Source organism: Methanogenium sp. S4BF (genome assembly GCF_029633965.1).
Classification (GTDB): Archaea; Halobacteriota; Methanomicrobia; order Methanomicrobiales; family Methanomicrobiaceae; genus Methanogenium.
Genome location: NZ_CP091277.1, coordinates 2037783 through 2062919 on the forward strand (window position 1 = coordinate 2037783; position 25137 = coordinate 2062919).

Annotated in this window: 25 protein-coding genes; 20 read left to right on the plus strand and 5 right to left on the minus strand. The window is 54.8% G+C overall.

Translation table 11 applies throughout. The annotated features are described in order from the left end of the window. The first annotated feature begins 29 nt into the window (after window positions 1–29). The 3 genes from msrA to L1S32_RS09780 all read left to right on the plus strand — a co-directional run bounded on the left by msrA (window position 30) and on the right by L1S32_RS09780 (window position 3764). A complete protein-coding gene (gene msrA / locus L1S32_RS09770; protein ID WP_278154917.1) occupies window positions 30–539 on the plus strand; it encodes a peptide-methionine (S)-S-oxide reductase MsrA in 510 nt (169 codons plus the stop codon). Window positions 540–714: 175 nt separating this feature from the next. After that, window positions 715–1797 carry a histidine kinase dimerization/phosphoacceptor domain -containing protein gene (locus tag L1S32_RS09775; RefSeq protein WP_278154918.1) on the plus strand — a complete coding sequence of 361 codons (1083 nt, stop codon included), beginning with the start codon at window positions 715–717 and terminating at the stop codon, window positions 1795–1797. Window positions 1798–1856: 59 nt separating this feature from the next. Next, window positions 1857–3764 carry an Nramp family divalent metal transporter gene (locus L1S32_RS09780; RefSeq protein ID WP_278154919.1) on the plus strand — a complete coding sequence of 636 codons (1908 nt, stop codon included), beginning with the start codon at window positions 1857–1859 and terminating at the stop codon, window positions 3762–3764. A 16-nt stretch (window positions 3765–3780) separates the two neighbouring features. On the opposite strand, the gene L1S32_RS09785 is transcribed toward L1S32_RS09780, so the two are convergent. Then, on the minus strand, window positions 3781–4392 hold the full coding sequence (locus L1S32_RS09785; RefSeq protein ID WP_278154920.1) for a class I SAM-dependent methyltransferase: 612 nt from the start codon (window positions 4390–4392) through the stop codon (window positions 3781–3783). 184 nt (window positions 4393–4576) lie between these two features. On the opposite strand from L1S32_RS09785, the gene L1S32_RS09790 reads away from it, so the two are divergent. Further along, entirely contained in the window at window positions 4577–4849 is a 273-nt protein-coding gene (locus tag L1S32_RS09790) for a 2TM domain-containing protein (protein ID WP_278154921.1), read from the plus strand. On the opposite strand, the gene L1S32_RS09795 is transcribed toward L1S32_RS09790, so the two are convergent. After that, window positions 4840–5331 carry a DUF367 family protein gene (locus tag L1S32_RS09795; protein WP_278154922.1) on the minus strand — a complete coding sequence of 164 codons (492 nt, stop codon included), beginning with the start codon at window positions 5329–5331 and terminating at the stop codon, window positions 4840–4842. The two genes, L1S32_RS09790 and L1S32_RS09795, sit on opposite strands and share 10 nt — an antisense overlap. Window positions 5332–5367: 36 nt before the next feature. Here L1S32_RS09795 and L1S32_RS09800 point away from each other — a divergent pair, with 36 nt between their 5' ends. From L1S32_RS09800 to cls, 6 genes are all read left to right on the plus strand, one after another. Then, window positions 5368–6255, plus strand: coding sequence for a nucleoside 2-deoxyribosyltransferase (locus L1S32_RS09800; RefSeq protein ID WP_278154923.1), 888 nt, complete (start codon window positions 5368–5370; stop codon window positions 6253–6255). Between the two features lie 60 nt (window positions 6256–6315). After that, window positions 6316–7692 carry a response regulator gene (locus tag L1S32_RS09805; protein ID WP_278154924.1) on the plus strand — a complete coding sequence of 459 codons (1377 nt, stop codon included), beginning with the start codon at window positions 6316–6318 and terminating at the stop codon, window positions 7690–7692. 186 nt (window positions 7693–7878) lie between these two features. After that, the gene (locus L1S32_RS09810; protein ID WP_278154925.1) at window positions 7879–8220 is read left to right on the plus strand and encodes a hypothetical protein; all 342 of its coding nucleotides are present in this window, start codon (window positions 7879–7881) and stop codon (window positions 8218–8220) included. 748 nt (window positions 8221–8968) lie between these two features. Then, window positions 8969–10669: a PAS domain S-box protein gene (locus L1S32_RS09815; protein WP_278154926.1), complete on the plus strand. Its 1701-nt coding sequence runs from the start codon at window positions 8969–8971 to the stop codon at window positions 10667–10669. A gap of 71 nt (window positions 10670–10740) precedes the next feature. Then, the gene (locus tag L1S32_RS09820; protein ID WP_278154927.1) at window positions 10741–11349 is read left to right on the plus strand and encodes a hypothetical protein; all 609 of its coding nucleotides are present in this window, start codon (window positions 10741–10743) and stop codon (window positions 11347–11349) included. Window positions 11350–11458: 109 nt separating this feature from the next. Further along, on the plus strand, window positions 11459–12922 hold the full coding sequence (gene cls / locus L1S32_RS09825) for a cardiolipin synthase (protein ID WP_278154928.1): 1464 nt from the start codon (window positions 11459–11461) through the stop codon (window positions 12920–12922). 70 nt (window positions 12923–12992) lie between these two features. Here the strand turns inward: cls and L1S32_RS09830 are convergent, their stop codons facing one another. Next, the gene (locus tag L1S32_RS09830; RefSeq protein ID WP_278154929.1) at window positions 12993–13865 is read right to left on the minus strand and encodes a PHP domain-containing protein; all 873 of its coding nucleotides are present in this window, start codon (window positions 13863–13865) and stop codon (window positions 12993–12995) included. Between the two features lie 228 nt (window positions 13866–14093). Between L1S32_RS09830 and L1S32_RS09835 the strand changes: the two genes are divergently transcribed. The 6 genes from L1S32_RS09835 (at window position 14094) to L1S32_RS09860 (ending at window position 19132) form a co-directional block, all read left to right on the plus strand. Next, on the plus strand, window positions 14094–14669 hold the full coding sequence (locus tag L1S32_RS09835) for a hypothetical protein (protein WP_278154930.1): 576 nt from the start codon (window positions 14094–14096) through the stop codon (window positions 14667–14669). After that, window positions 14645–15280, plus strand: a complete 636-nt coding sequence (locus tag L1S32_RS09840; RefSeq protein ID WP_278154931.1) for a hypothetical protein — start codon at window positions 14645–14647, stop codon at window positions 15278–15280. Before L1S32_RS09835 ends, L1S32_RS09840 begins: the two co-directional genes overlap by 25 nt. Before the next feature lie 79 nt (window positions 15281–15359). Further along, window positions 15360–16721 (plus strand): TrpB-like pyridoxal phosphate-dependent enzyme, encoded by a 1362-nt coding sequence (locus L1S32_RS09845; RefSeq protein WP_278154932.1) that lies wholly within the window; start codon window positions 15360–15362, stop codon window positions 16719–16721. Then, window positions 16721–17812, plus strand: a complete 1092-nt coding sequence (locus L1S32_RS09850; protein ID WP_278154933.1) for an ATP-NAD kinase family protein — start codon at window positions 16721–16723, stop codon at window positions 17810–17812. The genes L1S32_RS09845 and L1S32_RS09850 overlap by 1 nt, the downstream gene beginning before the upstream one ends. A 169-nt stretch (window positions 17813–17981) precedes the next feature. Beyond that, window positions 17982–18491 carry a hypothetical protein gene (locus tag L1S32_RS09855; RefSeq protein WP_278154934.1) on the plus strand — a complete coding sequence of 170 codons (510 nt, stop codon included), beginning with the start codon at window positions 17982–17984 and terminating at the stop codon, window positions 18489–18491. Further along, entirely contained in the window at window positions 18488–19132 is a 645-nt protein-coding gene (locus tag L1S32_RS09860; protein WP_278154935.1) for a hypothetical protein, read from the plus strand. Before L1S32_RS09855 ends, L1S32_RS09860 begins: the two co-directional genes overlap by 4 nt. Here L1S32_RS09860 and L1S32_RS09865 read toward each other — a convergent pair. Next, window positions 19123–19437: a hypothetical protein gene (locus L1S32_RS09865; protein ID WP_278154936.1), complete on the minus strand. Its 315-nt coding sequence runs from the start codon at window positions 19435–19437 to the stop codon at window positions 19123–19125. The genes L1S32_RS09860 and L1S32_RS09865 overlap by 10 nt on opposite strands. Before the next feature lie 148 nt (window positions 19438–19585). On the opposite strand from L1S32_RS09865, the gene L1S32_RS09870 reads away from it, so the two are divergent. Then, window positions 19586–20956, plus strand: coding sequence for a PAS domain S-box protein (locus tag L1S32_RS09870; protein WP_278154937.1), 1371 nt, complete (start codon window positions 19586–19588; stop codon window positions 20954–20956). A 13-nt stretch (window positions 20957–20969) separates the two neighbouring features. Here the strand turns inward: L1S32_RS09870 and L1S32_RS09875 are convergent, their stop codons facing one another. Continuing rightward, window positions 20970–22382, minus strand: a complete 1413-nt coding sequence (locus tag L1S32_RS09875; protein ID WP_278154938.1) for a DNA-directed DNA polymerase II small subunit — start codon at window positions 22380–22382, stop codon at window positions 20970–20972. 91 nt (window positions 22383–22473) lie between these two features. Between L1S32_RS09875 and L1S32_RS09880 the strand changes: the two genes are divergently transcribed. The 3 genes from L1S32_RS09880 to cofH all read left to right on the plus strand — a co-directional run bounded on the left by L1S32_RS09880 (window position 22474) and on the right by cofH (window position 25038). Further along, window positions 22474–23067 carry a S26 family signal peptidase gene (locus tag L1S32_RS09880; RefSeq protein WP_278154939.1) on the plus strand — a complete coding sequence of 198 codons (594 nt, stop codon included), beginning with the start codon at window positions 22474–22476 and terminating at the stop codon, window positions 23065–23067. Between the two features lie 51 nt (window positions 23068–23118). Then, window positions 23119–23871, plus strand: a complete 753-nt coding sequence (locus L1S32_RS09885) for a S26 family signal peptidase (RefSeq protein WP_278154940.1) — start codon at window positions 23119–23121, stop codon at window positions 23869–23871. Between the two features lie 87 nt (window positions 23872–23958). Then, window positions 23959–25038 (plus strand): 5-amino-6-(D-ribitylamino)uracil--L-tyrosine 4-hydroxyphenyl transferase CofH, encoded by a 1080-nt coding sequence (gene cofH, locus L1S32_RS09890; protein WP_278154941.1) that lies wholly within the window; start codon window positions 23959–23961, stop codon window positions 25036–25038. Window positions 25039–25137 lie beyond the last annotated feature (99 nt).

Here is a 25137-nt window from a genome sequence, read left to right on the forward strand (position 1 = left end):
TATGGTGAATAGCGCCTACCGTACAGCACATGGAATATACGAACGATGAGAGCGTTCGGAAGGTCTGCCAAATAACCCTTGCAGGCGGCTGTTTCTGGGATATTGAGGCAGGCTTCCGGAGAGTGCCCGGCATCCTTGCCACCGTGGTTGGATATACCGGAGGGGATGAGGAGCATCCGGACTATACCCGGGTCAGCACCGGGACGACCGGGCATGTGGAGGCAGTCCGTATTGCCTATGACCCGGCTGTCATCGGCCTGTCTGGCATTCTCAGCTTTTTTTTCAGTCAGTTTGATCCCATGGCAGAGGAGGCACCTGCCGGTTCTGACGGTTCCCAGTATCGGTCGGGTATTTTCTGCCATACCGAAGAGGACTGCCGGATGGCACGGGTGTTCATCCGGGAAGAGGTGGCGTCCGGGAATTATTCCCGTCCAATTGTGACTCCCGTATTGCCGGCGGGAGTGTTCTGGCCTGCTGAAGATTACCACCAGCAGTATTATGAGAAACTGGGAACCCGTTACAGGAAACCTCTCTTCTGAATATCTGAAAATCGATAGAATGTTGCTGTATTTTTAATATTCTGTATTATTTCTCTATTTCTTTTGTCGGGTAAGGCAGATGTCTGCGTGACATCAGATTTCCATATGTTTATCCAATGGGACTACATAAGTATGCGATAGTCGGCCCCGAAGAGGTGTGCCCGGGTGTTTGCAAATGATGGTGAAAAGTCCTGTTCCGGTGCTCTATGTTGCTGATGATCTCAGGGCATGTGAAGGGGCCTGTCACTTTCTGCAGAAGTCTGGTGAGATATCCCTTGATTTTGCGTTTTCCACAGAGGAGGCCGCAGATCTGCTTTATAAAAATGAGTATCATGTTGTCGTCTGTGAATATCATCTGAAGGGGACGGACGGCCTCTCGTTTCTGGATGATCTCCGCTCGCAGGGAGAGCGGATTCCATTCATTATTGTAGGGGATGATACTGAAGGGGTCGTCATTGAAGCCATCAACCGGGGTGCCGATTTCTTCCTCAACCGCGGGGAGAACCGGTTTCAGTTCTATGTTGAACTCAGTCTCACGATAAAGAGGGCCGCCCGAAAGTATGATATCTCTGCACGCCGGCAGCAGGAAGAGGGGCAGCGGCGTTCGCACTCGGCGTTTGTCCGGTCCCCAGAAGGGGTACCTGATGAAAAAGATATCCTCATCCAGGAAGTGCACCACCGGGTAAAAAATAATCTCCAGCTGATCTCAAGCATTCTTAAGATGCACAGTTACCGTACCACAGACCCGGATACACGGGAAATCCTTGAGGACTGCAGAAATCGTATCGCGTCGATGGCCTTAATCCATGAGTACCTCTATCGGTCTGACAATCTCGCGACGATACGGATGGCTGAATATGTGCCCCGTATTGCCCGGAACCTCTCTGCCCAGAAGCCGCACGGGATGGATCGGGTGGAAATAATTACCCGCTGTGATCCTGACATCAGTCTGGACATAGATACCTGCATACCCTGTGGCATCATCATCAATGAACTCATCACCAATGCCCTGAAATATGGATTTTCCCCGGGTGAAAGCGGTGAAATTGTTGTCTCCATGGATAAGTACCGGAGGGGGCTTGCCCGTCTGCGGGTATCAGAGAGTGGGTCTTCGACAAAATCCAATGTTGATATGGAGAGCAAAGAGACACTGGGGATGCAGCTGGTGAAAAATCTGACCACCCAGATTGACGGCACGCTCACGGTATCACACGAAGGTGGCCTCACCTTCAGCATCGTCTTTCCGTTCACAGAATAAATTCAAAAGAGATATTGGTTCTCTCCTGCACTTCTTTTACAGATTATCTGAGAAATACCATGATCTCCGGACTGAAGCGCCGCATTCCGCCAGGCATCGCAGAAACCTTCTTTTTCATCGGCCCCGGACTGATCCTTGCCATTGAGGCGTCCGGTGAAAGCGGCATCACAGAGCTCATTGAGGCAGGGTTTGAGTATGGATTCGCCCTCTTATGGGTCATTTGTGCAGCCCTTATCTTCAAGTTTGCATTCACAAACGGGATTGCCCGCTACACGGTTGCGACCGGCACCTCTATATTTGACGGTCTCCGCACCATTCCGGGCCCGAAGAACTGGGAGGTGAGCTTTATTGCTGTCATATACCTGTTCGAGATGGTGGGATTCGGGGGTATCGCTCTTTTTGCAGGCAGTATGCTCGCAAAGGTAGTCCCGGCCGCAGCACCTGCAGCCTATGCCTTTGCACTCCTGATCTTTATCCTCCTTGTGCTCTGGAAGAACTCCTATGAACGCCTCGAACATGTGATCATCACCATCTCTGTAGTGATGTTTGTTGGGCTTGCAGCGCTCATACTCGCGCTGCCGTTTCCCATTGGCGCCATCGCACAGGGCTGTATCCCGTCCATTCCGGATGGTGCCCTCATCGAAACGATGGCGCTGCTTGGGGTTGTCGGGTCGGGCCTGAACCTGCTGCTCTATTCGGTCTGGCTGCATGAGAAGGTGGGCGACCGTCATGGCGAGGCCTACTTTAAAAGTCACATGAAGAGCGTTAACATTGATCTCGTTCTTGCCTTCCTGCTCGTCGGGGTGGTTGCGCTCATCTTCATGACACTTGGATTCTGGGGGCTTGTGCATGAGCATCTCACGGATGTCGGTGCAGTATCGTTAACCGAAGCCATCACTGCAACGTTCGGGAAGGTGCCGGGCGGGTTGGATACTGTTCTCTTCCTTGCCTTCGTCATCCTCACCGGATCCCTCATCTCGGGGATGGACGGTCGTGCACGAGCAGTATCTTTGGTGGTTTCCCGCGCATCGCCCATCCGGTTTGACGAACGGACCTTGTACAGGATTGTGCTCCTGGTCTTTGCTGGCGTCATCGCGGCAGGTATTCTCTCTGGTGAGACAACGTCTCTGATCCGGATTGTTGCGGCCGTATCATCGGTGATGTTCGGCCTCCTTGGTTTTATGCTCATCTACATCGACCGCCGTCTCCCGGCCTATGCCCGGGGTTCGTCTCTCTGGATGCTCACGGTGGGCTGCGGGAGTCTCCTCTTTCTTGCGATAGCCCTCATCACCGAACAGTCGCTCATCACCTTCGGCCTGCCGCTCATGGAACATGTGGCTGTGGTCGCAATTATCCTCTATGCCTTCACGAAGACCGGTCTTTTTGAACGGCTCGTCACGGGCCGGGCAACGCTGGAGGACCGTGGATGGATGATCCTTACCTTCGGTCTTCTCTCTCTCTACGGGATCTACCGAGGGATTCTCTATAACGGGGTCATCATTGATTTCGCTGATCTCGGGCCGATGGTCGCAGGCATCCTTGGGGGGCCGGTCGTCGGTGGATGTGTCGGTATCATTGCTGCTCTCTTCCGGCTGAGCGAAGGAGGGCTTGGGGCGGTGGGCAGTGCGGTGTCTGCCATATGTGCCGGTGTCATCGCTGCGTACGCCGCCCGCAGGTTCCACAACCATCTGACATACTGGCGGATGATTCTTCTTGCATGTGCAGTGGAATTCCTGCATGTCATCATTCTCATTCCCCTCTTTGCCGGTGGGTGGGACACGCTTGCAATGTGGCAGATAATCAGGGAAACCTACCTGCCGATGGCCTTTGCCAATGCCCTCGGGCTGGTGCTCTTTCTTTCCATCCTCCGGGAACGTGGTTATGAAATGCTGGAGCATACGGAGTACCTCTCACTGAAGAGACGGAAGAGAGAAGAGATGTCAGAAGAGCCGGAAGAGTGCCGGTGAATGGCTGCCGGAATTCTTACGGATCGATTTTCTGAAAGGTGCCGGTGAGCACTTCCCGTGGGTAGCGGGTGCCGCGTACCCGCATTTCCCACCGTTCGGCCATGACCCCTCCTTTCCATTTATCCACTGAGAAAAGCGAGCTTACCTCGGATGGGGTAAAATAGTGGGTCATCACACCATCTCCGCGAAGATAGCTGTTCTCCTCTGCAAGCCTCCCATTTCCGCAGCGAAAATCGGAGACCGAGAATTCGCGGAAGAGGAGCGTACCGCCGGGCACGAGCACCCGGTGCAGCTCTGCTGCGGCCCGGCGGCGTTCGGGCTCAGTGAGCGCACTAATGATATGGACGGCAACAACAGCGTCAAATGTGGCTGTCCGGAAGGGGAGACGCCGGACATCTGCCTGCACGAGGAGGGCAGCTGGTCCGGTTCTCTGCGCAAGTCGGAGTGCGGATGCAGCGATGTCACAGCCGATTGCGTCGCATCCGCCCCGGCAGAGGGAGGCAAGGCTCTTGCCGTTCCCGCATCCTGCCTCCAGCACCCGTGCACCGGGCGGGAATGACGGAATGCCTGTCGCAGCCCCCTGCCAGAGGGCGCCCCTCTGTCGGTAATTGCTTTCCCATGCCTCCATTTCGCTCTCCTCTCTCCTGTATGCTGTGTACCGAAGCACACCTGCATTCTGCTCGTGTTTTATAATTGGTTTATCGGGCACCCCATATCCGTGTTGCGGGGTTTTTCACCCTTTCCTGCGGAGGAGGCAATATGTATCGATTCCACAGGCTTTTTGCATACGGACTCCCAAACAGGGAGTATCTATGCAGCAGGAGAGGCAGGATGGGGTTCAGCCGGATGAGCCGAACGGCGGTTGTGATGACGGCAGGGGCAAAGGAATGCTGGCAGATCCACCCGTGCGGGGACTTGTCTACCATGCCGCGCTCTATATGGGTGTAGTGCTCATCCTTATTGCTGTGAACCTCAGAATTGCACCGGACTCTCTCTGGGTGCTCTGGATCGCTCTGCTCTGGGGTGTTCTTCTCATATGGAACGCGTGGCAGGTTTTTCGGCCCGGTGGCAGAATTCAGAGATAACAGGACTGTATCTCAACGACCTCTGCGGAGTCCTTTGCGGCCGCATATTCGGTGAGGGGGTCATGGTTCACCTCTAAAAATCGCATGCCCCAGCTGAAGGCCGAGAGAATCTGCTCCGCCTGCTCAGGCCCACCCAGGATGACGAGGGCCGCGGCAAACGCCTCGACTGAGTTGAGCATAAACGGCCGCCCGAAGTGTCCCGGGTTTGCAGCAACAAGAAACGGCAGTGCCCGGCGCAGGGGCCAGCGGGATACCTGGATCTGTTCAAAGACCTCCCAGGAACAGTCGAGGGCAGTGAGGGATTTTGGCGTCCGGTCGGCAGGCGAGAGCGCCTGAGGTGCCGAGGGGTCGAGAATCATGCTTGAACGGGGGATCCTGTCCACCTGTGAGAAGACTCGCACGCATCCGCGCCGCTCGAGTTTTTTGACAGAACAACGCCGTGGATCGCAGGAATTGTCTCGGTAGGCAAAGAGGGGAATCATCCTTTATCTAATGGATGTCCCCATAGTGAGTAATCAATGTATGTACTGATGTGCCCCTGCATTGCAGCGCCGTCCCTCCGTGCGGTGGGGATAACGAACGATGCTGACCTCCGGGCCTTTTCCCAGGCGCAGGAGCGCTGCCGTGCGTTTGGTATTGAGAGCGTGATGATGCCCTGTTCTGAAACAGTCTATCTGGGGCCGGATCACCCGCCCGGGCCGTATGAGGGACGGCTCGACACACCGGCATTTCTGGCTGTCATGGACCGCTCGGAGGAGGCGGTTCGTGGCGTCATCCGGGAGCGTGGCGCACCCCTCTGTATCGTGGGAGTGGACTCCTCCCCTGTCTGCGGGGTGAACCGGTGGTACCGAACCGATGACCGCCAGCCGGGCCGGGGCGTCTTTCTCTCACGGTTCCCGGAGATTCCTGCACTGGATGTCATTGATTTTGCCCGGTACAGGGTATATCTCGCGGCCCCACTCTTTTCAGAGGCCGAACGGGCCTATAATCGCTCAGTTGCCGCTCTTCTCCGGGAGCACCTCTTTTCTGTCCACCTCCCGCAGGAATGTGGGGATTCCTCTGCCGAACGCTCCGCTGAACACACGGCATGCATCTTTACAGAAAATCTGGCAGCGCTCAGTCAGGCAGATCTGGTGGTGGCGGTCATTGACGGGGCAGATGCGGACTCCGGCACCGCCTGGGAGATGGGGTATGCCTATGCACAGGGCATTCCTGTCATCGCCGTGCGCACCGATTTCCGGCAGGCAGGTGTCTCTGAACGGGTGAACCTGATGCTCGAGGAGGCGGCCGTTGTCACCGACACAGCAGCGCATCTGCCCCGCCTTCTCGCTTCCCCCCGTCTCTGCCCGCCACGGGGCGATACGGCCATTGGCCGCATTGAATGCCAATCATTATTTCCCCGCTGACCGACAGTTCAGGTAGATACGACACCGGCAAGCACACTGCGCCGGTCCCGGGGACATGTCATGGCTCAGCGGCGGATTCTGATTGTGGAAGATGAGGCGATTATAGCAATGGAGCTCAGGGAGACGCTCGAGCACCTGGGGTATACGGTCGTCGGGAATGAACTCCGCGGTGAGGATGCCATCCGTGCCGCCGGAAAACTCCGGCCTGACGTTGTGCTGATGGATATCCACCTGAAGGGACAGATGGACGGTATTGAGGCATCGGATCGCATTGCACGCCGCTATGACATCCCGGTCATCTTCACGACTGCCCATTCTGACAGGGAGACCCTCTCCCGTGCCATCCGCACTCAGCCCTATGGGTATATCATAAAACCATTCAGTGAGCGGGATCTCTACTCCAATATTGAGATGGCCCTGCACAAACACCGGGTGAAGAGCCGGCTGGAGGGCAGCCCTGAGATGGTGGATTCCGCCCTCAATATGATTGCAGGTGCAGTGGTCATCACAGATCCGCAGGGGCGGATCGAACGCCTCAATCTTGAGGCCGAACGGGTGACCGGCTTCCCTCTCTCTGATGTGGAGGGTGTGCCGTTTTTCGCGGCATTTGGTGTCTCTGTACCCGGCCGTGACCTCCTGATGGAGAAACTGCTGGTCTCCTCAGAGTACGCCGCAGGCTCCATGATCTCCTTTCCCTCCACGATACGGGTCGGAATGAAATCCGGCGGTTCTTTTCTTGCCCACCTGAGCACGGCACTTATTCAGGAGAAGGGGAGTTCGCGGATCCAGAAGATCGCCTTTCTGATTGAACCGTGTACCCCTGAAACAGAGGGGGCGGGGAATGATCATCCGGATGCAGCAACATTGCTGGAGGCAATGCCTGATCCTTTTGCCTGTGTTACGGAGGGAGGGGACGTGATTCTGTTCAATGCGGCATTCTCTTCTCTCTGCGAGCGGTTGGGGCATGATATCAGGGGTATGATGCCTCACATCAGCAGTGTTCTCCCTGAATCATTTATCGGTGGGCCTGGACTCTTTCATGAGGTCATTGCAGATAACCTTCCGGTGACATATGAAAAAGTGGTGAAATACTCAACGGGTAGTGTCATCTATGCCATCCGGTATCTTCCGGTACCCGATGGAGCGGACGGTGCATCGCGGTCTGTGGTTCTGCAGATCCGTGAAATCACTGCAGAGAATCAGGCGATGCGTCAGTGTAGGCGCATGCTCAATGAGTCCCGAAGGATGGATGGGGCGATTGAGGAGATAGGGAACCTGTGCGCTGCTTTGAAAGAGACGATTCTTGCGATGTCCTGGGCCTATGAGAAGGGGCCCGCATTTCGTGACGCGGCGAATGAACAACTCAATGAGGTGAACCGGATTCTGGGGGATCTTGACTTCAGGCTGATTGAAATAGAAAATAATCGTCGCGTCTGAATGAAAAATCCCATTGCCGGCGGATAATCACTACGATGAATCGATATCACGTCTCCGTTATATTTTGCTGAATTTACACATTTAATGGGGTTATTTTGATTTTTATCTTGATTCTGCTTTCCCGGGTTGAGGAAATACTTTATGGAATGACGTCCAAGGAGCACGCAACCCATGGGGGGTGCTGAAATGGCAGATAGTAAATTAATTCACAGAGATACAACGCGCGAAGCGTATACCGAACAGGCGCGTGCACGGCTGGATGAAGTCCGGCAGCTGGATGCACAGAACTGTGAGCTTGTGTTGAATGCACCGGATTCTGTGCAGCAGGAGATGAAGTCCTGTAATGTGGATGTGGGGATGTATATCAGCCTCGCAGAGGTTGAGATCGACCTCCTTGAGCATGCAGATGAGAAGGATTGGGTGTCACTGCGCAGCAGGGTGGACAGTGCCATAGGCGAAGCGATGAGCGAGCTGGAACGGTCCAATGCCATTCTAAAGAGTCCGCCAACACGTGTGCAGTGGAAGTAAATCCGGGTTTATCAATCCGGGGGTACACCATCTGATCCTGTTTTTTGGTTCACTGTTTCCGGGTGAATCTCCCGACGACCTCCTGTCATACAGACGGCCATATGGCTGATTAGCTGACTTTTTGGATGAAGCTGGTGACGTTGTGCCTTTTTTTATATGAGATAATATGCCCGGATGACTGCGGCGTTTTCCGGCAGGATATTATCCGGGAATAGGGGTCTGTGTATTTTTCGTATCCACAGAATACTGGTATCCGTGAAAACAGGAGTGCACATAAACCGTCTGTGGCACTAAAGATGTTAAAAAACGGGAAATTGTCCGTCGTCCGTTGAAGGATGCCTAAAAAGCAGATCCCTGAGGATTGGTGTCAGGGGCGCGAGGTGTGGTATCGGTTTGTTCGTGGTACGTGTGTTGAGAGGTGTGTATGGTTTCGATATGGTGCGCCCCTTTTCCCTGGTATCTCATGGTCTCCCTGGTGAGTGCATCCGTGCCTTCTCCGGTATCCCTGGTCAGAGAGAGCCGGATGCAGCCGCTGTGTATCTCTGGTGAAAGACCACTGCGGGGAGTGGTATATTGGTTCCCAACTTGTGCCAAGCTGGTACTAATTACATATTCGGCAGCCTGGTATATAATGTTTTTCCACAATGCCAAGCGTTGAGCTGTGCGCCACCTTCGTGCATTACATTGTGGCATTGGATCATGCATTAGCGAAACCTATATGATATGACCCGAAAAACTCTATTCATACATGCTTGGCGCCTTTCCTGAAGAATTAACCCGCATTTGTGAGGTTCTCAAGGAGAATCCCAAAGGGATGGCCGTCCGTGACATCGCGGATGCCATCGGGATGAACCGGAATACTGCCTCGCGCTATCTTGACATGCTTCGCGTGGCAGGACAGGTGGAGATGAAGACCTACGGCAAGGCAAAGGTGTTCTACATCTCACAGCGAATGCCCATCTCTGCAATGATGGACTGTGCGGTTGATATGGTCTTTGTAGTGGATCCGTCGCGTACGGTTGTTGAGGCTAACGATACCATCTGCACCTTTCTGGGGGGGAGCCGTGATGAGATTGTTGGGCAGTCCATGCGGGATTCGGCACTCGGTGCCTTTGACCATCCTTTGATCGTAGGACGTATCAGTGATGCGATGGAGGGGAAAGGTTCAACAGATGAACTCAGGTATATGCGGGTAGACGGAGATGTCTACTTCCGGGTCAAGACGATTCCCACTGTACTCAATTCCGGTCAACCGGGCGTGGCTGTTGTCATGGAGGATATCACGGGAAAGAAGGTGGCAGAGGAGGCGCTCCGTGAGAGTGAACTGAAGTTCCGCACCCTTGTTGAAGACATCAGTGATGCGATATGGATCATCGGGGATGACGGGAGATTCTCCTATGTGAGTCCGCGTACAGAAGAGATTTTGGGGTATCTGCCGGAACGTATGGAGGGGCAGTTGCTCTTTTCATACATCCCTGAAGGGGAGCAGGCGGAGGTGATGACAGCGCTTGAGGCATGCCATACATCCCACCGGGGGGGGTCGGTGATTCCCATCTCCATGAACCATAGTGATGGATATTCGGTTGATGTGGAGGTGAGTGCATCCCCACAATATGACCTTCTGGGAGATTTTACCGGTTACCGCGCGGTCTGCAGGAATGTGAGTGAACGACGGGCCCAGGAACGCAGACTGCTGCAGTGGAAGTCATTTCTCTTCTCCATCGTCCAGAATATACCTGCAAAAGTGATGGTGACAAATGCAAAAGACCGGTCAGTCGCGTTTGTGAACCGGTCCTTTGAGGAGATGTTTGGGATATCATCGGAAGAGGTTACCGGCAAACAGTGCACAGAAATTTTCACGCCGGCCCTCTGCCGGATGCTTCTGTGCGGGGATGAGGAGATTCTGCAGTCCGGTACGGAGGTGGATGTTCCGCAGGTTATTGCGGATGTACCCGGGGCCGGGGAACGGATCCTCTGGGTAAAAAAGATCCCTATATTCTCCGGCAAAGGCGATCTCCGATACATCCTGGGTATATACCGGGATGTGACGGATACGGTCCGCAATGAACAGCGCATCCGTGCTGAACGTGATCAGGCGCAGCGGTCACTCGATGCGGCCGGTGTCCTGATTGCTGTTATCTCTCCGGATGGCACCATCCGGACGATGAACCGCCGGGGCAGTGAGATGCTCGGTTATCCTGCGGATGCCCTTATCGGCAGGAACTGGTTTGATGCCGTTGTGCCGCCGCACTCCCGTGAAGTACTGCGGCAGCGGTTCTTTGCCGTCCTTAAAACCGGAAGTTTTCCTGCTATGTCTGAGAACGGCCACCTTCTCCATGCTGACGGTGTCCTTATCCCGGTGGCCTGGCAGAATGCCATTCTGCCGGGTGAGGGGGGTGCGGCGGCAGGGGTCGTCACTTCTGCTGAACCGTTGTCTGATATACAGTGAAGATACCGTAAACGCAGGGCAATGATGCTCCTGCCGTAACCATTTTGTATCTGACCTGCAGGATACCACGTATGGCTCTCTTGCCTCTTTGGTCATTTAGCAGGTACTTCCGCTGCCTGCCGTTGCTCCTCTCTGTCCTGTTCCTGTTTTCTGTTCTCTGTACAGGGCCTGTGTCCGCAGAAACAAGCGGTGTTGATCTGTCGGGAATGTCTGCTGTCTATGCCATCGGGGATGAGATCACGCTTCGGGGCGATACGAATCTCGCTCCCGGTACCATTTTTCTGATTACGGTAGAAGAGGCGGGATTCCGCCCCATAGAGAAGACGGATGCGGGGGCGTTTTCCGGTCTGTCAGGGACGGGGGTTGTGCAGGCGGGCTCTCCTCCCTTCTGGTCATTCTCCTTTGGTACTGCCGGATGGGCGGCCGGGGAGTACCGGTTCACCGTTGAAGTGCCAAAGACGGGAACGATGCAGTCAGGGACATTCTCCCTCCTGGCTGTTGAGGATATGCCGGATACGCCCTCCCTTACATCCCCGGTACCGTCACCTGCTGATACACCAGGGCCCTCTCCCTCACCGGGGGCACCCACTCAGTCACCCACTGCTGTGCCGCTCTCCCCTGTTGTCGGTGTGGCAGGAATTGCCGCTATTTATCTATTCAGGGCATATTTTTTAGATTAATAGCGATATGTCGGGTATTATTGATATTGAATAGTATTCCGGTTGAAAACAGGCAGGTATATCTGTTTGGGGCCGGGATTTTTACCTGAACGAAAGAGAGTGGCAGTCTATGATTTTTCCGCAGTCCGTTACTGAGATGTTCGGCTTCAGTCTGGTGAGTATCATTGTTGTGGCAAATGTTATCTTTGCCATCTCTGTGGTTTTTGTTGAACGAAAAAAACCTTCTGCGGCTTTATTATGGGTGTCAGTACTCTTCTTTCTGCCTGTATTCGGGTTTCTGCTGTACCTCGTATTCGGGCAGACAATCTACAAGGAACGGATATTCCGGCTCAAAGAAGAGGATGACCGTATTGCAAAAGAGGTGATTGCACGGCAGGAGCAGGAGCTGGAGCACTTCCATGTGCCGCCGGAGGACAAGGCAGGTGATTATCTCAAAATGATTGCGATGCTCCTCAGAAACGACGGAGCGGTCATGTCGAACGATAACATGGTGGAGGTATATACAGACGGTAATGCGAAGTTCGATGCCCTGCTTGAGGCAATTTCCGGTGCTGAGGACTTCATCCACCTGGAATACTACATCATCCGAAACGATGCCCTTTCCCGGAAGATTGTCACAGCTCTTGCCCGGAAAGCACGGGAAGGAGTCGCTGTCCGGGTGCTGGGGGATGCTGTCGGGTGCCACAGCCTTCCCAAAGACTTCTTCCGTGAACTTACTGATGCCGGAGGTGAGGTCGCCTTCTTTTTCCGGTCAAAATATCTTCACATCAATATGCGGGTAAACTACCGTAACCACCGCAAGATTGCCATCATTGACGGGAAGACGGGGTTTATCGGCGGGTTTAATATCGGCGACGAATATCTCGGAAAAGGCCCCCTCGGGAACTGGCGTGACACGCACCTGAAGATCACCGGCTCCGCCGTGCATTCCCTGCAGGTCCGTTTCTTTATGGACTGGAATCATGCCGCACAGGCCGATCTGGGTTTTGAAGAGCGGTATTTCCCCCCTGCAGAGGGGCGCGAGGGAGCGCTGGTGCAGATCGTCTCCAGCGGGCCGGATTCACGTGGCGAGGCGATAAAAAAAGGATACCTGAGTCTAATCGGGAATGCACGGGAGAGTGTCTGGATTCAGACGCCGTACTTCATCCCGGACGCGAGTATCATGGACGCCCTGAAAATGGCTGCAGAATCAGGGGTGGATGTGCGTATCATGGTTCCCTGCAAACCGGATCACCCGTTTGTCTACTGGGCCGGTTTCTCCTATCTTTGGGAACTGATGGACTCGGGTGTGGGTGTCTATACCTATGACAACGGGTTTATCCATGCAAAGACGGTGGTCGTTGACGGAATCGCGGCCTCGGTCGGGAGTGCAAACTGGGATATCAGGAGTTTTGCACTGAACTTTGAGGCCAACGCCTTCCTCTACAAAGGTGACGTGCCGCCCCGCCTGAAAAAGATCTTTGCAGACGATATTGCATCGTGCACGAAAGTGACCCCGAAGATGTATGCAAACCGGGCCTTCACGGTGCGGTTCAAAGAATCGTTCTCCCGACTCTTATCCGGGATTCTATGAATTTTTTGGGGAAAATTTATTCTCACGTCGCAGATGGCATCGGACATGCTTTCCTTCAGATATACCGGTTCTATCTCCTTTTTACTCCGAAAAAATGCCTCAGCCGGGGGATATTCTGCTGGTAATGCACCTGCAGTGACGGCCAGGTGTAGGGGAGGTACTGTGGCAGCATGGCAGAGGCCATTATACCTTTTTCAATGAGAGATTTCTCACGGCCCATGACGCTGTTCTGGTGGTGCAGCACTGCCTCAAGAAACTCATCGGGGGTCTCTGCCGGAGCGCAGGTGAGGACGTGCCCGAGATCAGAGAGGATATGTCCATCTGTGCCACCAGTGATGCACATGCGCCGTATCTCAGCCACATCTGCTGCCTTTTCGTTGAGCAGGTGTGACATGCCCCCGCTGATCACCTCGAGGCCGTCGAATGTGTCGTACATCCGGGCCGGGAGGTATTTTCGTTCGATACACTTGCAGAGTCCTTTGTTGAAGAGCAGGTAGCCATAAGGGTGGGCGGCGATCATGACACAGTTGTATTCGTCTGCCAGTGCGGCAATGTCCGGTGTCGTGAGTGATGTTGCAAGACACGGGCTGCTGCTCTTTGTATCTTTGATGTGCTTCTCGTAGAATTCCGTGAGTTCCCGAACGGAGAAGAAGTACAGGAGGATATGGGGGCCGTCCCAGGCACTGATCTCGATACCCGGGATGAGGAGGACGGGGGCGTCCCGGCGCTCTGCCTCGGAGACGCCACTGACGGCGTTGTGATCGGTGATGGCAAGACCGATCCCCTTCTTTTTTGCAAGTGCAAGGGCATCGCGGACACGGGTGGGGGAGTCGGAGTGGTTGGTATGAAAGTGCATATCCACCCCAACAAGGCCGCGTCTGCTGAGTTGCGTGATGTCGGGCTCGCCAAAGATGATCCGGGGGAATCCTGTCCGGGTGCTCATGCTATTTCAGTTATTCTATCCATTGCCCGCATTCCTACTTACCTGTGGCGTTTATGAAGATGTGGGGCAACAGATGGTGGACATTGTCTGGATATTTATAATCGGCATCCAATTTATGCGCAAATTCACGTTTAGATGAAAAATAATATTTATAATTGTTTTTATTGCCGGAAATACTAATATATGGTAAATATTGTATGTTAAACATTATATTTTGGAGTTATTTGTGTGGTAACAAAACGACGGGCGGGTATACTTTCTGTCCTGACAGTAATCCTCGCGGTGTTGTGTATGGCAGCGCCTGCGATGGCGGCCACGTGGGTGGTAAACCCCGATGGAACGGGTGATTTTACCACCATTCAGGCAGCACTGGACAGTGAATGGACAAGCGGTGACACGATTGAGATCACCTATGCGGTATATAATGAACCGGTTGCGGTAAACGCAGACGGCGGGGCACTCACGATTACGGGTATTCCCTCTCCTACAGGTGATCTGCCGGTCATCGACGGCATGGACGGCATTATTGAACTCCCCGGTTTGATTGACGGCTGGCTGGGCTGTGGGGAATGTTCGATGTTCCTCTACAACGGCAACTTCGATGTTTCCTGCCTTTCGGTGACAAATGCCTCCAATAACGGTCTCGTGGTACGGGCTGCGGAATTTGGACAGACAGTACACGTAACTGATGTCGAGGCCGCAGAGAACGGCTGGTTTGGGATAAATATCATTGACTATGATGAGGCTGTTGTAACCGGGATTGTGGCCTGTGAGAACGGATGGGCGGGTTTACCACGACCGTGAACATCACGTATGACTACAGCCATGGTTTTCCTTGGGAAACCGGTAAGGGCCTGAATCCACAGTGGGCCGTGAATTCCACGACCCCGTGGGATACCTGGCGGTTCAATGCGGTCGCCAATGATCCGGTGACCATGACCCTTGGGCCTATGCAGGTGCCGGTAACCTGCTCTGCAGATGTTGAGCGTGGTGAATTCTCCGATGTGATGCTCCTTGCACCATTCTGGGCTGAGGAGCGAAGCAGTGACGATCCGGGCCATGATGTATTCATGAAGTCCCTTGCGGAGAATAAGAATGCCGGGTATATCGGTCCAGATGGCGTTTTCGTTCCGTATGCACCAGGCAAGATTCCTGTAGAAGGTACTGTGGATGCTACTGGTGATGGCACCGGAGACGATACGACGGACGATTCCGGCGATGACACGGGGACACCACAGCAGTCCGGCGGGGACGGCGATGATTCTGTTTCCGGTCAGGCAGGCGCCCCTGGTGTGACGGCCACCGCAACCAGCGCTGCCACCACCCCGGTGCCCACCACCACTCCTGCGTGTGTTGCACCGGTGATTGGCGCACTGGGTATACTCGGTGCCCTCGCGGTCCTCCGCCGCCAGTGATCACCTCCATCTTTTTTTTACCTCGGCATAGCATGTGCGCAGCAATGTATATATATGTACAGGGATCTACATGTGCTGCATGGAGACCAAGTATATTCTCGACGAGAATGACCTGCCGAGACAATGGTATAATATCCAGGCAGATCTGCCGGTGCCCCTTTCGCCGTCCTACAATCCCCAGACAAAGGAGCCGATTGGCCCGACAGATCTGGCCCCGATCTTTGCAAAGGAGCTCATCCGGCAGGAGGTGTCAACCGAACGCTACATCGATATTCCGACAGAGGTGCGGGACCTCCTCACCCTCTGGAGGCCATCTCCCCTCTATCGTGCCCGTCGGCTGGAGAAACTCCTGAAGACACCGGCAAAGATCTTCTACAAGTATGAAGGGGTCAGCCCCCCCGGATCGCACAAGCCGAACACGGCGATTGCCCAGGCCTACTACAATATGAAAGACGGCATTGAGCGGATTGCCACCGAGACCGGTGCAGGGCAGTGGGGTTCCTCCCTTGCCTTTGCAACCCAGCTCTTTGACATGGAGTGCAAGGTATACATGGTCCGGGGCAGTTATGACCAGAAACCCTACCGCAAGATGATGATGCAGTGCTGGGGGGCCGACTGCGTCCCGTCCCCGTCACCGGACACCAATGCCGGGCGGGCCATGCTCGGACTGGACCCCGAGACCTCCGGTTCCCTCGGGATGGCGATCTCTGAAGCGGTCGAGGATGCGGCCTCGCATGCGAATACCAATTACTCCCTTGGGTCCGTCTTAAACCATGTCTGCCTGCATCAGTCGGTGATTGGGCTGGAGACACTGGAACAGCTGAAGATGGCAGGAGAGGAGACGGCTGATGTCGTCATCGGCTGTGCAGGTGGCGGTTCCAACTTCGCGGGGCTTGCTTTCCCGTTCATCCGGGAAAAGATTGCCGGAAAAATGCCTGAATGTCAGTTCATAGCCACCGAACCGGCGGCCTGTCCGACACTCACCAAGGGTCTCTATGCGTATGACTATGGCGATGTGGCAGGATACACGCCGATTATGCAGATGTACACTCTCGGCCATGGGTTTGTCCCGCCCTCCATCCATGCGGGCGGGCTGCGCTATCACGGGATGGCGCCACTGGTTTCCCTCCTGCACCACGAAGGGATTGTTGATTCGGTCTCCTGCCACCAGAATGAGGTCTTTGCTGGCGCAGTTGCGTTCTGCCGTTCGGAAGGTATCATCGTGGCACCGGAGTCTGCCCATGCAATCAAGACGGTGATTGATGTGGCAGCAGAGTGCACCCGGACGGGCGAGGCGAAGACAATAGTCTTCAACTGTTCCGGACACGGCCACTTTGACCTGACCTCGTATGAGGCCTACTTCGCTGGCGGGCTGCCGGACTATGAGTATCCCGCAGAGCTTATTGCTGCTTCCCTTAAAGATCTGCCGAAGATTCACTGATGCTGATTGGTTTTTTAGTAAACCCGGTCGCCGGTATGGGCGGTGCGGTCGGGCTGAAAGGGACAGACGGTGCGGTGGAGGAGGCAAGGCTGCGGGGGGCGGCGCCCGTCGCACCAATCCGTGCCCGCCGGCTGCTCTCCCTCATTACCTCGGGAGTCCATACGTTTCTCACCGCAGGCGGCCCGATGGGGGAGGCACTGCTCGCTGAGGCCGGCCTTTCAACCGAGACGGTATACGTCCCGGAGGAGACAGAGACCACCGGGGCGGATACCCGTCGGGCCTGCCGGGTGTTTGCGGACCGGGGGTGCGGGTTGATTATTTTCTGCGGGGGGGACGGGACGGCCCGTGATGTCTTTGCTGCTGTCGGCGACACGATACCGATCCTCGGCGTGCCCTCCGGTGTGAAGATGTACTCCGGAGTCTTTGCCGCGACCCCTGAGACGGCGGCCGAGTGTGTAAACCGGCTCTCGGAGGCGGTGATGACGGATGGAGAGGTGATGGATATCGACGAGGCGGCCTACCGGGACGGTCGCCTGGCAGTAACCCTTACCGGTATCGCCCGGTCTCCTGCTCTCACCGGTTACCTTCCGTCTTCCAAATGGGCGACGGACGCGAGGCATGAGGGTCGTTCACAGGCGGAGATCGCCCGGTTCATCACCGACATCATGCGGAGGGACACCCTGTACCTGATCGGGGCCGGGAGCACCACCGCAGCCGTTACGGAGGCATTGGGAGAGGCGGGCACCCTGCTGGGCATCGATGCGGTTTTTGACGGGGACGTCATTGCCCGTGATCTCAATGAGGCAGGCATCCTCCGGATTCTGGACCAGTATCCCCGGGTGCAGGCGATTGTCTCGCCCATCGGGGCGCAGGGGTTTGTGCTGGGCAGGGGAACCCAACAGTTTTCGCCTGCTGTGATTGACCGGATTGGGCCGGAGAATGTCATTGTCATTGCAACCGAGGCCAAACTCTCCCGTACCCCCTCCCTCTACCTGGATACCGGGGATCGGGATCTGAACCGCCGGTTTCCGGATTCACTGCAGGTGGTCTGTGGATATGCGATGGCCCGTCGCATGCACCTGATTCGGTAAGAGTGGGCGGGCCATTCTATGGGTTGATTCTCTTCCGGTGCACGGGAGAAATCAGGTTGTGTTGGGTACCGTTTTGGCCTGCACCGCATGCCCTGTTTCTCTCTTTCTCCCGGCATGCTTCCCTTTTTGCCGGAGACAGGTTTATCTGGGTTGCTCTCAAGGAGAGGGTATGGAGAATTCGCGGACCGGGATGGTTATCATGGCTCTCCCGTTGCTGATTCTGGTCCTGGCGCTGGTGATTGCCCTCTACAATGCCGGATTTGATGTGGAGGCGGCAACCCTCCCGGAAAATCCTGCAGGTCCTTTGAATGAGACCCTCAGGTCACTTTTAGAGGCGGACCGACCGCTTGTGACCGGCAGTGCGGTGGAGGGGGACGCTGCTGCAGGCACGGCCACGCTGAAGGGAAGTGTGGCGAATCCGACGGCGTATCCGCTGACCGTACAGCATATCGAATATCGTGTTCCCGGTGATGACGGAGGGTTTATGGCCTCGCTTATGGCCCCGGTGACAATTGCCCCCGGAGAGCAGGCAGCCGTTGTTCTGATGGGTTCTGCATCAGCAGACATGGTAACTGCCATAAAATCAGGCAGTGTGGAAGGTGTACTCGTGTTTGAAGTAGAGATCATGGGTATCGGGATCACAACCGAAATGGCCCGGCCATGGAAGGTGGGAGCATGACTGATACCGGAAAAGAATGGACGGCAGCCGACTGCAACATCCCCGGCGTGGTAGCGGGCATCTGCCTGATTGCACTCCCGTTCCTTGGATTCTGGTGGTCGGTACGGTTCGGGAACGGTGCCTTTGCCCTGGAGGTCTCACCGTTTGAGCTGGGGATGTCCGGATTTGGGCAGGAGTTTTTCTCCCCCCTGATGGCAGCGGTGAATCTGGCGATTATCATCAGCATCGTCTTCTTTGGTGCCCTGCTCCTCGTCGGGTCCGTGCTCCGGTGCAGCCGGGAGTACAGGGAGCTGTCGGACCGGCTGGTCGGGATGGCCGCAAAAAAACCGTTGTGGCTGGTGCTCCTCTTTCTAATCTCAATCGTTATCGGCGGGTTTGGCATTGAATATTCCCTCCGTGAGTCAGGGATTGCGATCTCCCTGCCGGTGATTGTGGGTGATGCGGTGGGAACCATCACGGCGTCCGGCATCACTGTACAGATTCCGGTCTCTCTCTCCCTGAATACACCGTTCTGGTATGCCGTGGTGTTTGCGATTATAGCTGTATATGCGGGAATTTATCAGAAAAGGCGGTATTCCGGCAGTTTTGAAGAGAATGGGAAAGCGGGTGCAGATGAATCCACCGGATCGGGTCAGATGTGATCGGTGCGCATCGTGATTGATTGATTGATTGATTGATTGATTGATTGATTGATTGATTGATTGATTGATTGATTGATTGATTGATTGATTGATTGATTGATTGATTGATTGATTGATTGATTGATTGATTGATTGATTGATTGATTGATTGATTGATTGATTGATTGATTGATTGATTGATTGATTGATTGATTGATTGATTGATTGTCCCTCTCTTTTTTGGAATGGCTGTCTGTCGGTATACGGCAGTTCATCCCACGAATCCGGACTGGGTTGGTGGAAGGTTTATGTATGAAGCCCTCCATCTAACCTCTGCCCGACCCGACCCGGGGGGGTCATCAGGTGGTGGCAGCGTGTCCTGCGGCTGACAGGTGAATTCTGTTTTTGGAAAAGCCAGTCATAAAGTCGGTATGGCGCATGCAGAGAATATGAGGTATATCCATGGGGGAACATATGCCGGATTATCGGGCGGCCTTTCTGAACAATGCTGTGCCGATGTGTATTATAGATGATGACGGAAGACTCCGGTCCGTTAACCGGGCCGCGACAGACTATTTCCGGGGTGCACCGCCTGATCCGGATGAGATATCCTGGCTCTTTTCCTGGGGTGCAGGCGGGGGAAGCATTTCTCATGGTACCGGTACAGACGGGGGACCGGTGCTGGTTGCAACTGATGTGGTGCCGGTCAGCTGGCGGGGAGAAGGTGCGCACCTTCTTGCCGCTGTGGATGTAACCAGTCAGGCGACAGAGTCTGCTGAATTGCGCAGGGCTCTGGAGCATATCAGGGTGGCAGAGGAGGGTGCAGGCATCGGCTTCTGGGATTCCTTTGTGAAAGGAAAGACGATTTCGGTTGACAGCGGCTGGGCGCATCTCATCGGCTATGAGGCAGAAGAGTTGGGAGTGTCGTTTGATGAGGTGTTCATGCGTCGAATTCATCCGGATGACAAGGCTGTGGTAGCGGCATATATCGCACGCCTCGATGATGGCACCACGCCTGCCGGGCGGGCAGAGTTTCGGATGCGACACCGGGACGGCAGGTGGATCTGGGTGCGGTCTGTCTGCCGGGTTGTCGCATATGATGCCGATGGCGCTCCTGAACGGGTGGCAGGGATGCATATGGACATCACCCAGGAGCATGAGACTGTAGAGGCCCTTGCGGAAGCAAAAAAGAAGATCATCCTGCTCTCGTCTGTTACCCGGCATGACATCTTAAACCAGGTGTCGGTGATTCTGATGTGTGATGAACTGGTCAGGGGCAATACGGGGAGGGCGCCCATGACCCCGGAGAAGGCTGATCATTACTGGGATATGGCGAACGCTGCGGCCCACACCATTGAGCGGCTTATTTCGTTTACCCGCGATTATGATGCCCTTGGGATGGAGCTGCCCCGGTGGCAGAGCCTTGCGACGGTGGTCCGCAATGCAGAAATTATGCTCCATGGGAACGGTGTGCCGGTCAGCCTCACCTGTGGGGAGATCGAGGTCTTTGCAGACCCGCTCTTTGAGAAAGTTCTCTATAATCTGCTGGAGAATGTGCGGCGCCACGGTGAAGGGGCGGGCCGGGTGACGATTGCCTTTGCAGATGGTGAGGAAGGCGGGGTGCTTACGGTCTCCGATGATGGCTGCGGTGTGCCCCTGGACAAAAAAGAGCGGATTTTTGAGAGGGGATATGGGAAAAATACCGGTCTGGGACTGTATCTCTCCCGTGAGATGCTTGGGATCACCGGGATTACCATCAGCGAGTGCGGCACATGCGGCACAGGCGCGGTATTCCGGCTGATAATTCCCCGAAATCATATCCGCCGGATCAAAATTCCTGCCTGATCTTTTTTTGGCGTTATTCCTGAAAGTCTATAACTTCCGGTTCCAGGGTCTGGAGGTCAACGATGATGGCCCGGGCCGGTGTCGGCTGAATATTCATCTGTTTCTGGAATGCGGTCTGTGACTGCCAGGTGCCGGCATTGATGGCCAGCACTCCACGGTATTTGGTGATGCCTGAGATGTGCACGTGCCCGGTATGGAAGATCTCGGGGATCGGGTCTATGACGAGCCTGTCTTCCCGTGAGGCGTAGATGGGGGTGCGTTCCCCGTATGTGCAGGTGAGGTGGCGGCGTTTGAGCATCTCAACCATCACCTCATCCACCCGGGAGTATGAGGCCCCGGGGATGAGACCGATCATGTCGTCAAAGGACCTCCCGTGGTACATCAGAACCGAAACGCCCTGAAGCTTTACGACTGCGGGGTTCTCCACCATGATGACATTATCCGGGAGGTTCTCGCAGAACTGGGGGGGGAGAACGGGTTGGGGCTCAGCGCCCCGGACGGCATCGTGGTTGCCGGGAGAAACAACCACCTGAAGATGAGAGGGGAGTTTCCGGAGCATATCGCCGAATGCTGCATACTGTCCGTAGATGTTCTGGATGGTAAGTTCCTTGTCCTGATCCGGGTAGATGCCGATGCCGTCCACCACATCACCTGCTATCAGGAGGTAGCCGATATCAGGCTGTTCGTGCAGCCATGCCGTGAACTTTTCCCATGCCTCGCCGAGAAAGGTGTCAGAGCCGACGTGTACATCAGAGATAAATGCGGCCTTCCCCGGCGTTTTACTCAGGAAGGGGGCGTGGTTGACCGGAATGTCGGGGCGTGCGAGTGAGTTTGCAAAGAAGAGGTTGCCGTCGCTGGAGAGCTGACCGGTGACTGCGATCACCTCGTCCGGGATGAGGCGCTCTGCCTCTGCGAAGTCCTCACGGTCTTTATTGAAGAGGACATTGATCATCCCCGTGGGATCTTCCAGCATCGCCATCCGGTGCCCTTTGGTGGTGTTCCTGACGTCCATCACCATGCCGATAAGGACGAGTTCCATATTGTAGTACCGGCTGTTTTTGGCAATCCCGCCGATGGGCATGGCACCGGCGTAAGTCTTCCTCGTCCGCAGGATAGCGGAGAGGCGGTTGTAGCGGTCCCGGAAATAGTGTATGAAGTCCCTGAAGTCGACACCATTATTTTCATGAGAACCGGCACCGTAGATGACGTCAACGGGCGCTTCGGTGAGAAATCTCATTCCGTCCCGTTCCCGGGTAAATCCGGGAATATGTTCGGTCATAACGACAGTTGCATGCGGCGGTACAGTATCTGCGATGACAGGGATGAGCGAGAGATCACCCTGTTCTGCGATATATGAGACCACATCAGGGTGAACCTGCAGCCCGCGGTCCAAAAACCCGAGCACGATCTCCTGTGGACGCTGCATATGAACAGGTTGGTCTTCAGGCGGTAAAAACCCATATGAAGCGGCGGGTTTTGCCCCATTATTTATATGTCCATAAAAGGTATTGCAATATATGAAGGAAAAGCGCGGGAGTCTTGATGGTGGTCACACAGTTGCATCCGATTCTAATTGTGAAGATTCCAAAAAACGCAAATTACGCGATAATCCTTTGCTGTTGGGGGGTTTGGTTATTGTTGCGCTTATTCTTATAGTCCTTCCGCTTATCCTTCTATTCATTGTTTGTGGCACATGGCCTGCAATAGTCGCAATGGAGTCGGAGAGCATGGCACCAAACATGAATGTTGGGGACCTCGTCTTTGTGGTAGCACCGGATCGAAATGGTGACATAACTTCTTGGGAGGAGGGACATGAGACAGGGTATGCACGATTTGCAGAGTATCCAGACCTGCAGGGGAACATGGTTTGCGGTGATGTGATTCTTTACTATCCTAATGGTGATACCTCAGTGCATCCTATCATACATCGGGCGTTGTTCTGGTATGACAATACAACGACCCCTGGGTATATTACAAAAGGAGATAACAACCCAACCGTTGATCAAGATGCCTACTATCAAGGTGTTGGCGCTATACAGCCGGTGAAAGATGAATGGATAATTGGCAAGGCTGTCTTTTCCATACCATACCTTGGTTATCTCTCTTTTTAATGACCGCTGGCGCCCTACCCTTCATATGTTTTGAAGAGGTATTGTATTATAATGAAAGAACAGCGCCGGAGCCTGGGGGTGGCAACCCAGGTGCAGCGATTTTTAAAGAGCGATGACCCGAAGGCAGGATGGGCCCGCGATATTCTTTGGATCGTCGGGGTAGTGGCAGGGGTGGCCCTCCTCCTCTTTCTGGTCTCCGGCACCTGGCCTGCGGTGGTCGCGGTGGAGTCAGAGAGCATGATCCCGAATATGAACGTGGGAGACCTTGTCTTTGTTGTAGCGGCAGACCGGTATGGCCCCCTGACCACATGGGCTGAAGGTCAGCAAACTGGGTATGCAAAGTTTGCGTATTACCCCGATCGGCAGGGTCAGGAGGTTTATGGGGACGTCATCATCTACAAACCAAACGGAATTTCATCGGTGCACCCGATCATCCACCGTGCCATAAATTGGGATGAAAGTAGCACTCTGCCAGGCTACACCACCAAGGGTGATAATAATGCAGTAATGGATCAGGACGCCTACTACCAGGGTATCGGTGTCATTCAGCCGGTACAAAAGGAGTGGATCGTCGGGAAGGCGCTCTTTGCGATACCGCTTGTAGGTTATCTGCCGCTGCATATCATCGAGTTTGCGGTAATTATCATTGCGATTCTCATCATCTGGGAGTGGTATTCCCGGAGGCGTGAGGAGAATGCTGAGAACGGAAAAAAGACCGTACATACAGCACCTTCCGACAAAAAGGGGGGAAAAAAGAACGACGCTGTCAAAAAAACTACTGAAAAACCCGCTAAAAAGCGCTGAGCGCATTTATCCGGTCCCTGCCTGGCAGGGGCCATTCACAACTCTTTTGTACCTCAGGGCTCACACATCAACACGGAATTGATCCAGATGAAAGAGCTACTGGAAGATGTCCTTGAAGGGCACCGGCTCACTCCTGCCGAGGCGGCAGGGCTTCTGAAGGCACGCGGGTCTGATGTATGGGAGATTGCAGCAGCAGCAGACATCCTTCGTGAACAGACCGTGGGTGATATTGTCACCTATGTGCGCAATCAGAATATTCATATCACCAATATCTGCCGGAATCTCTGTCGGTTCTGCGCGTTCGGGAGGCCGCCGGGTGCCCCGGACGCCTATGATGTGGGGGATGCAGGCATTCGTGCGCAGGTCACTCTTGCAAAGGAGCGCGGTGTCACAGAACTCTGTTTTCTCTCCGGGGTTAACCCCGCATTCAGCGCCGAGCGCTATGCGGAGATGATTGGCATTGCCCACGAAATTATACCGGAGGCCGACATCCACACGATGAGCCCGGATGAAGTGACCTGGGCTGCCAGAAAGAGCGGCCTTACGACCGCTGAAGTGATTGAAATGACGCGGGACGCGGGTCTTGGGACGATGCAGGGCACGGGAGCGGAGATTTTAGTGGACTCGGTGCGGAGCCGAATTTGCCCGAACAAGATCTCTACTGCAGAATGGTCCCGAATCATCAAAGAAGCTCATATGATGGGGCTGAAGTCGACCGCGACGATCATGTACGGCTCGGTGGACACGCCGGATGATCGTGCCGAGCATCTCGGTGTGATACGCGACATACAGGATGAGACCAGCGGGTTTACGGAGTTTATCCCCCTACCGTTCATTCATGAGAATACTCCCCTGCAGCAGGCGGGCCTTGTTACCGGGGGGTCTATCGGGCGGGAGGATATCCTGCTCTTTGCGGTCGCCCGGCTCTTTTTTGATAATATCCCAAATATCCAGATATCGTGGGGCAAGATCGGTGATCGGATGGCCTCGCTGGGTCTCCTTGCCGGCGGCAATGACTTTGGCGGGACGATGTTCACTGACGAGGTATCGGTGGAGGCCGGTGCTTCGTCGGCTGATTACTTTGACCCGGCTGATATGAAGCGGATCACCGATGACCTCGGACGGGTGCTGCGGCGGCGTTCGACCGTCTACGAACTGCTTGACTGACCTTGTCGGATATCAAACTCCCTTTTTTCGGCGCACCGGTGGCATATGTTTATTGTGCCTCAGTGGAAAATTCCGTCTGTATATTTGGCCCGGAAGGAA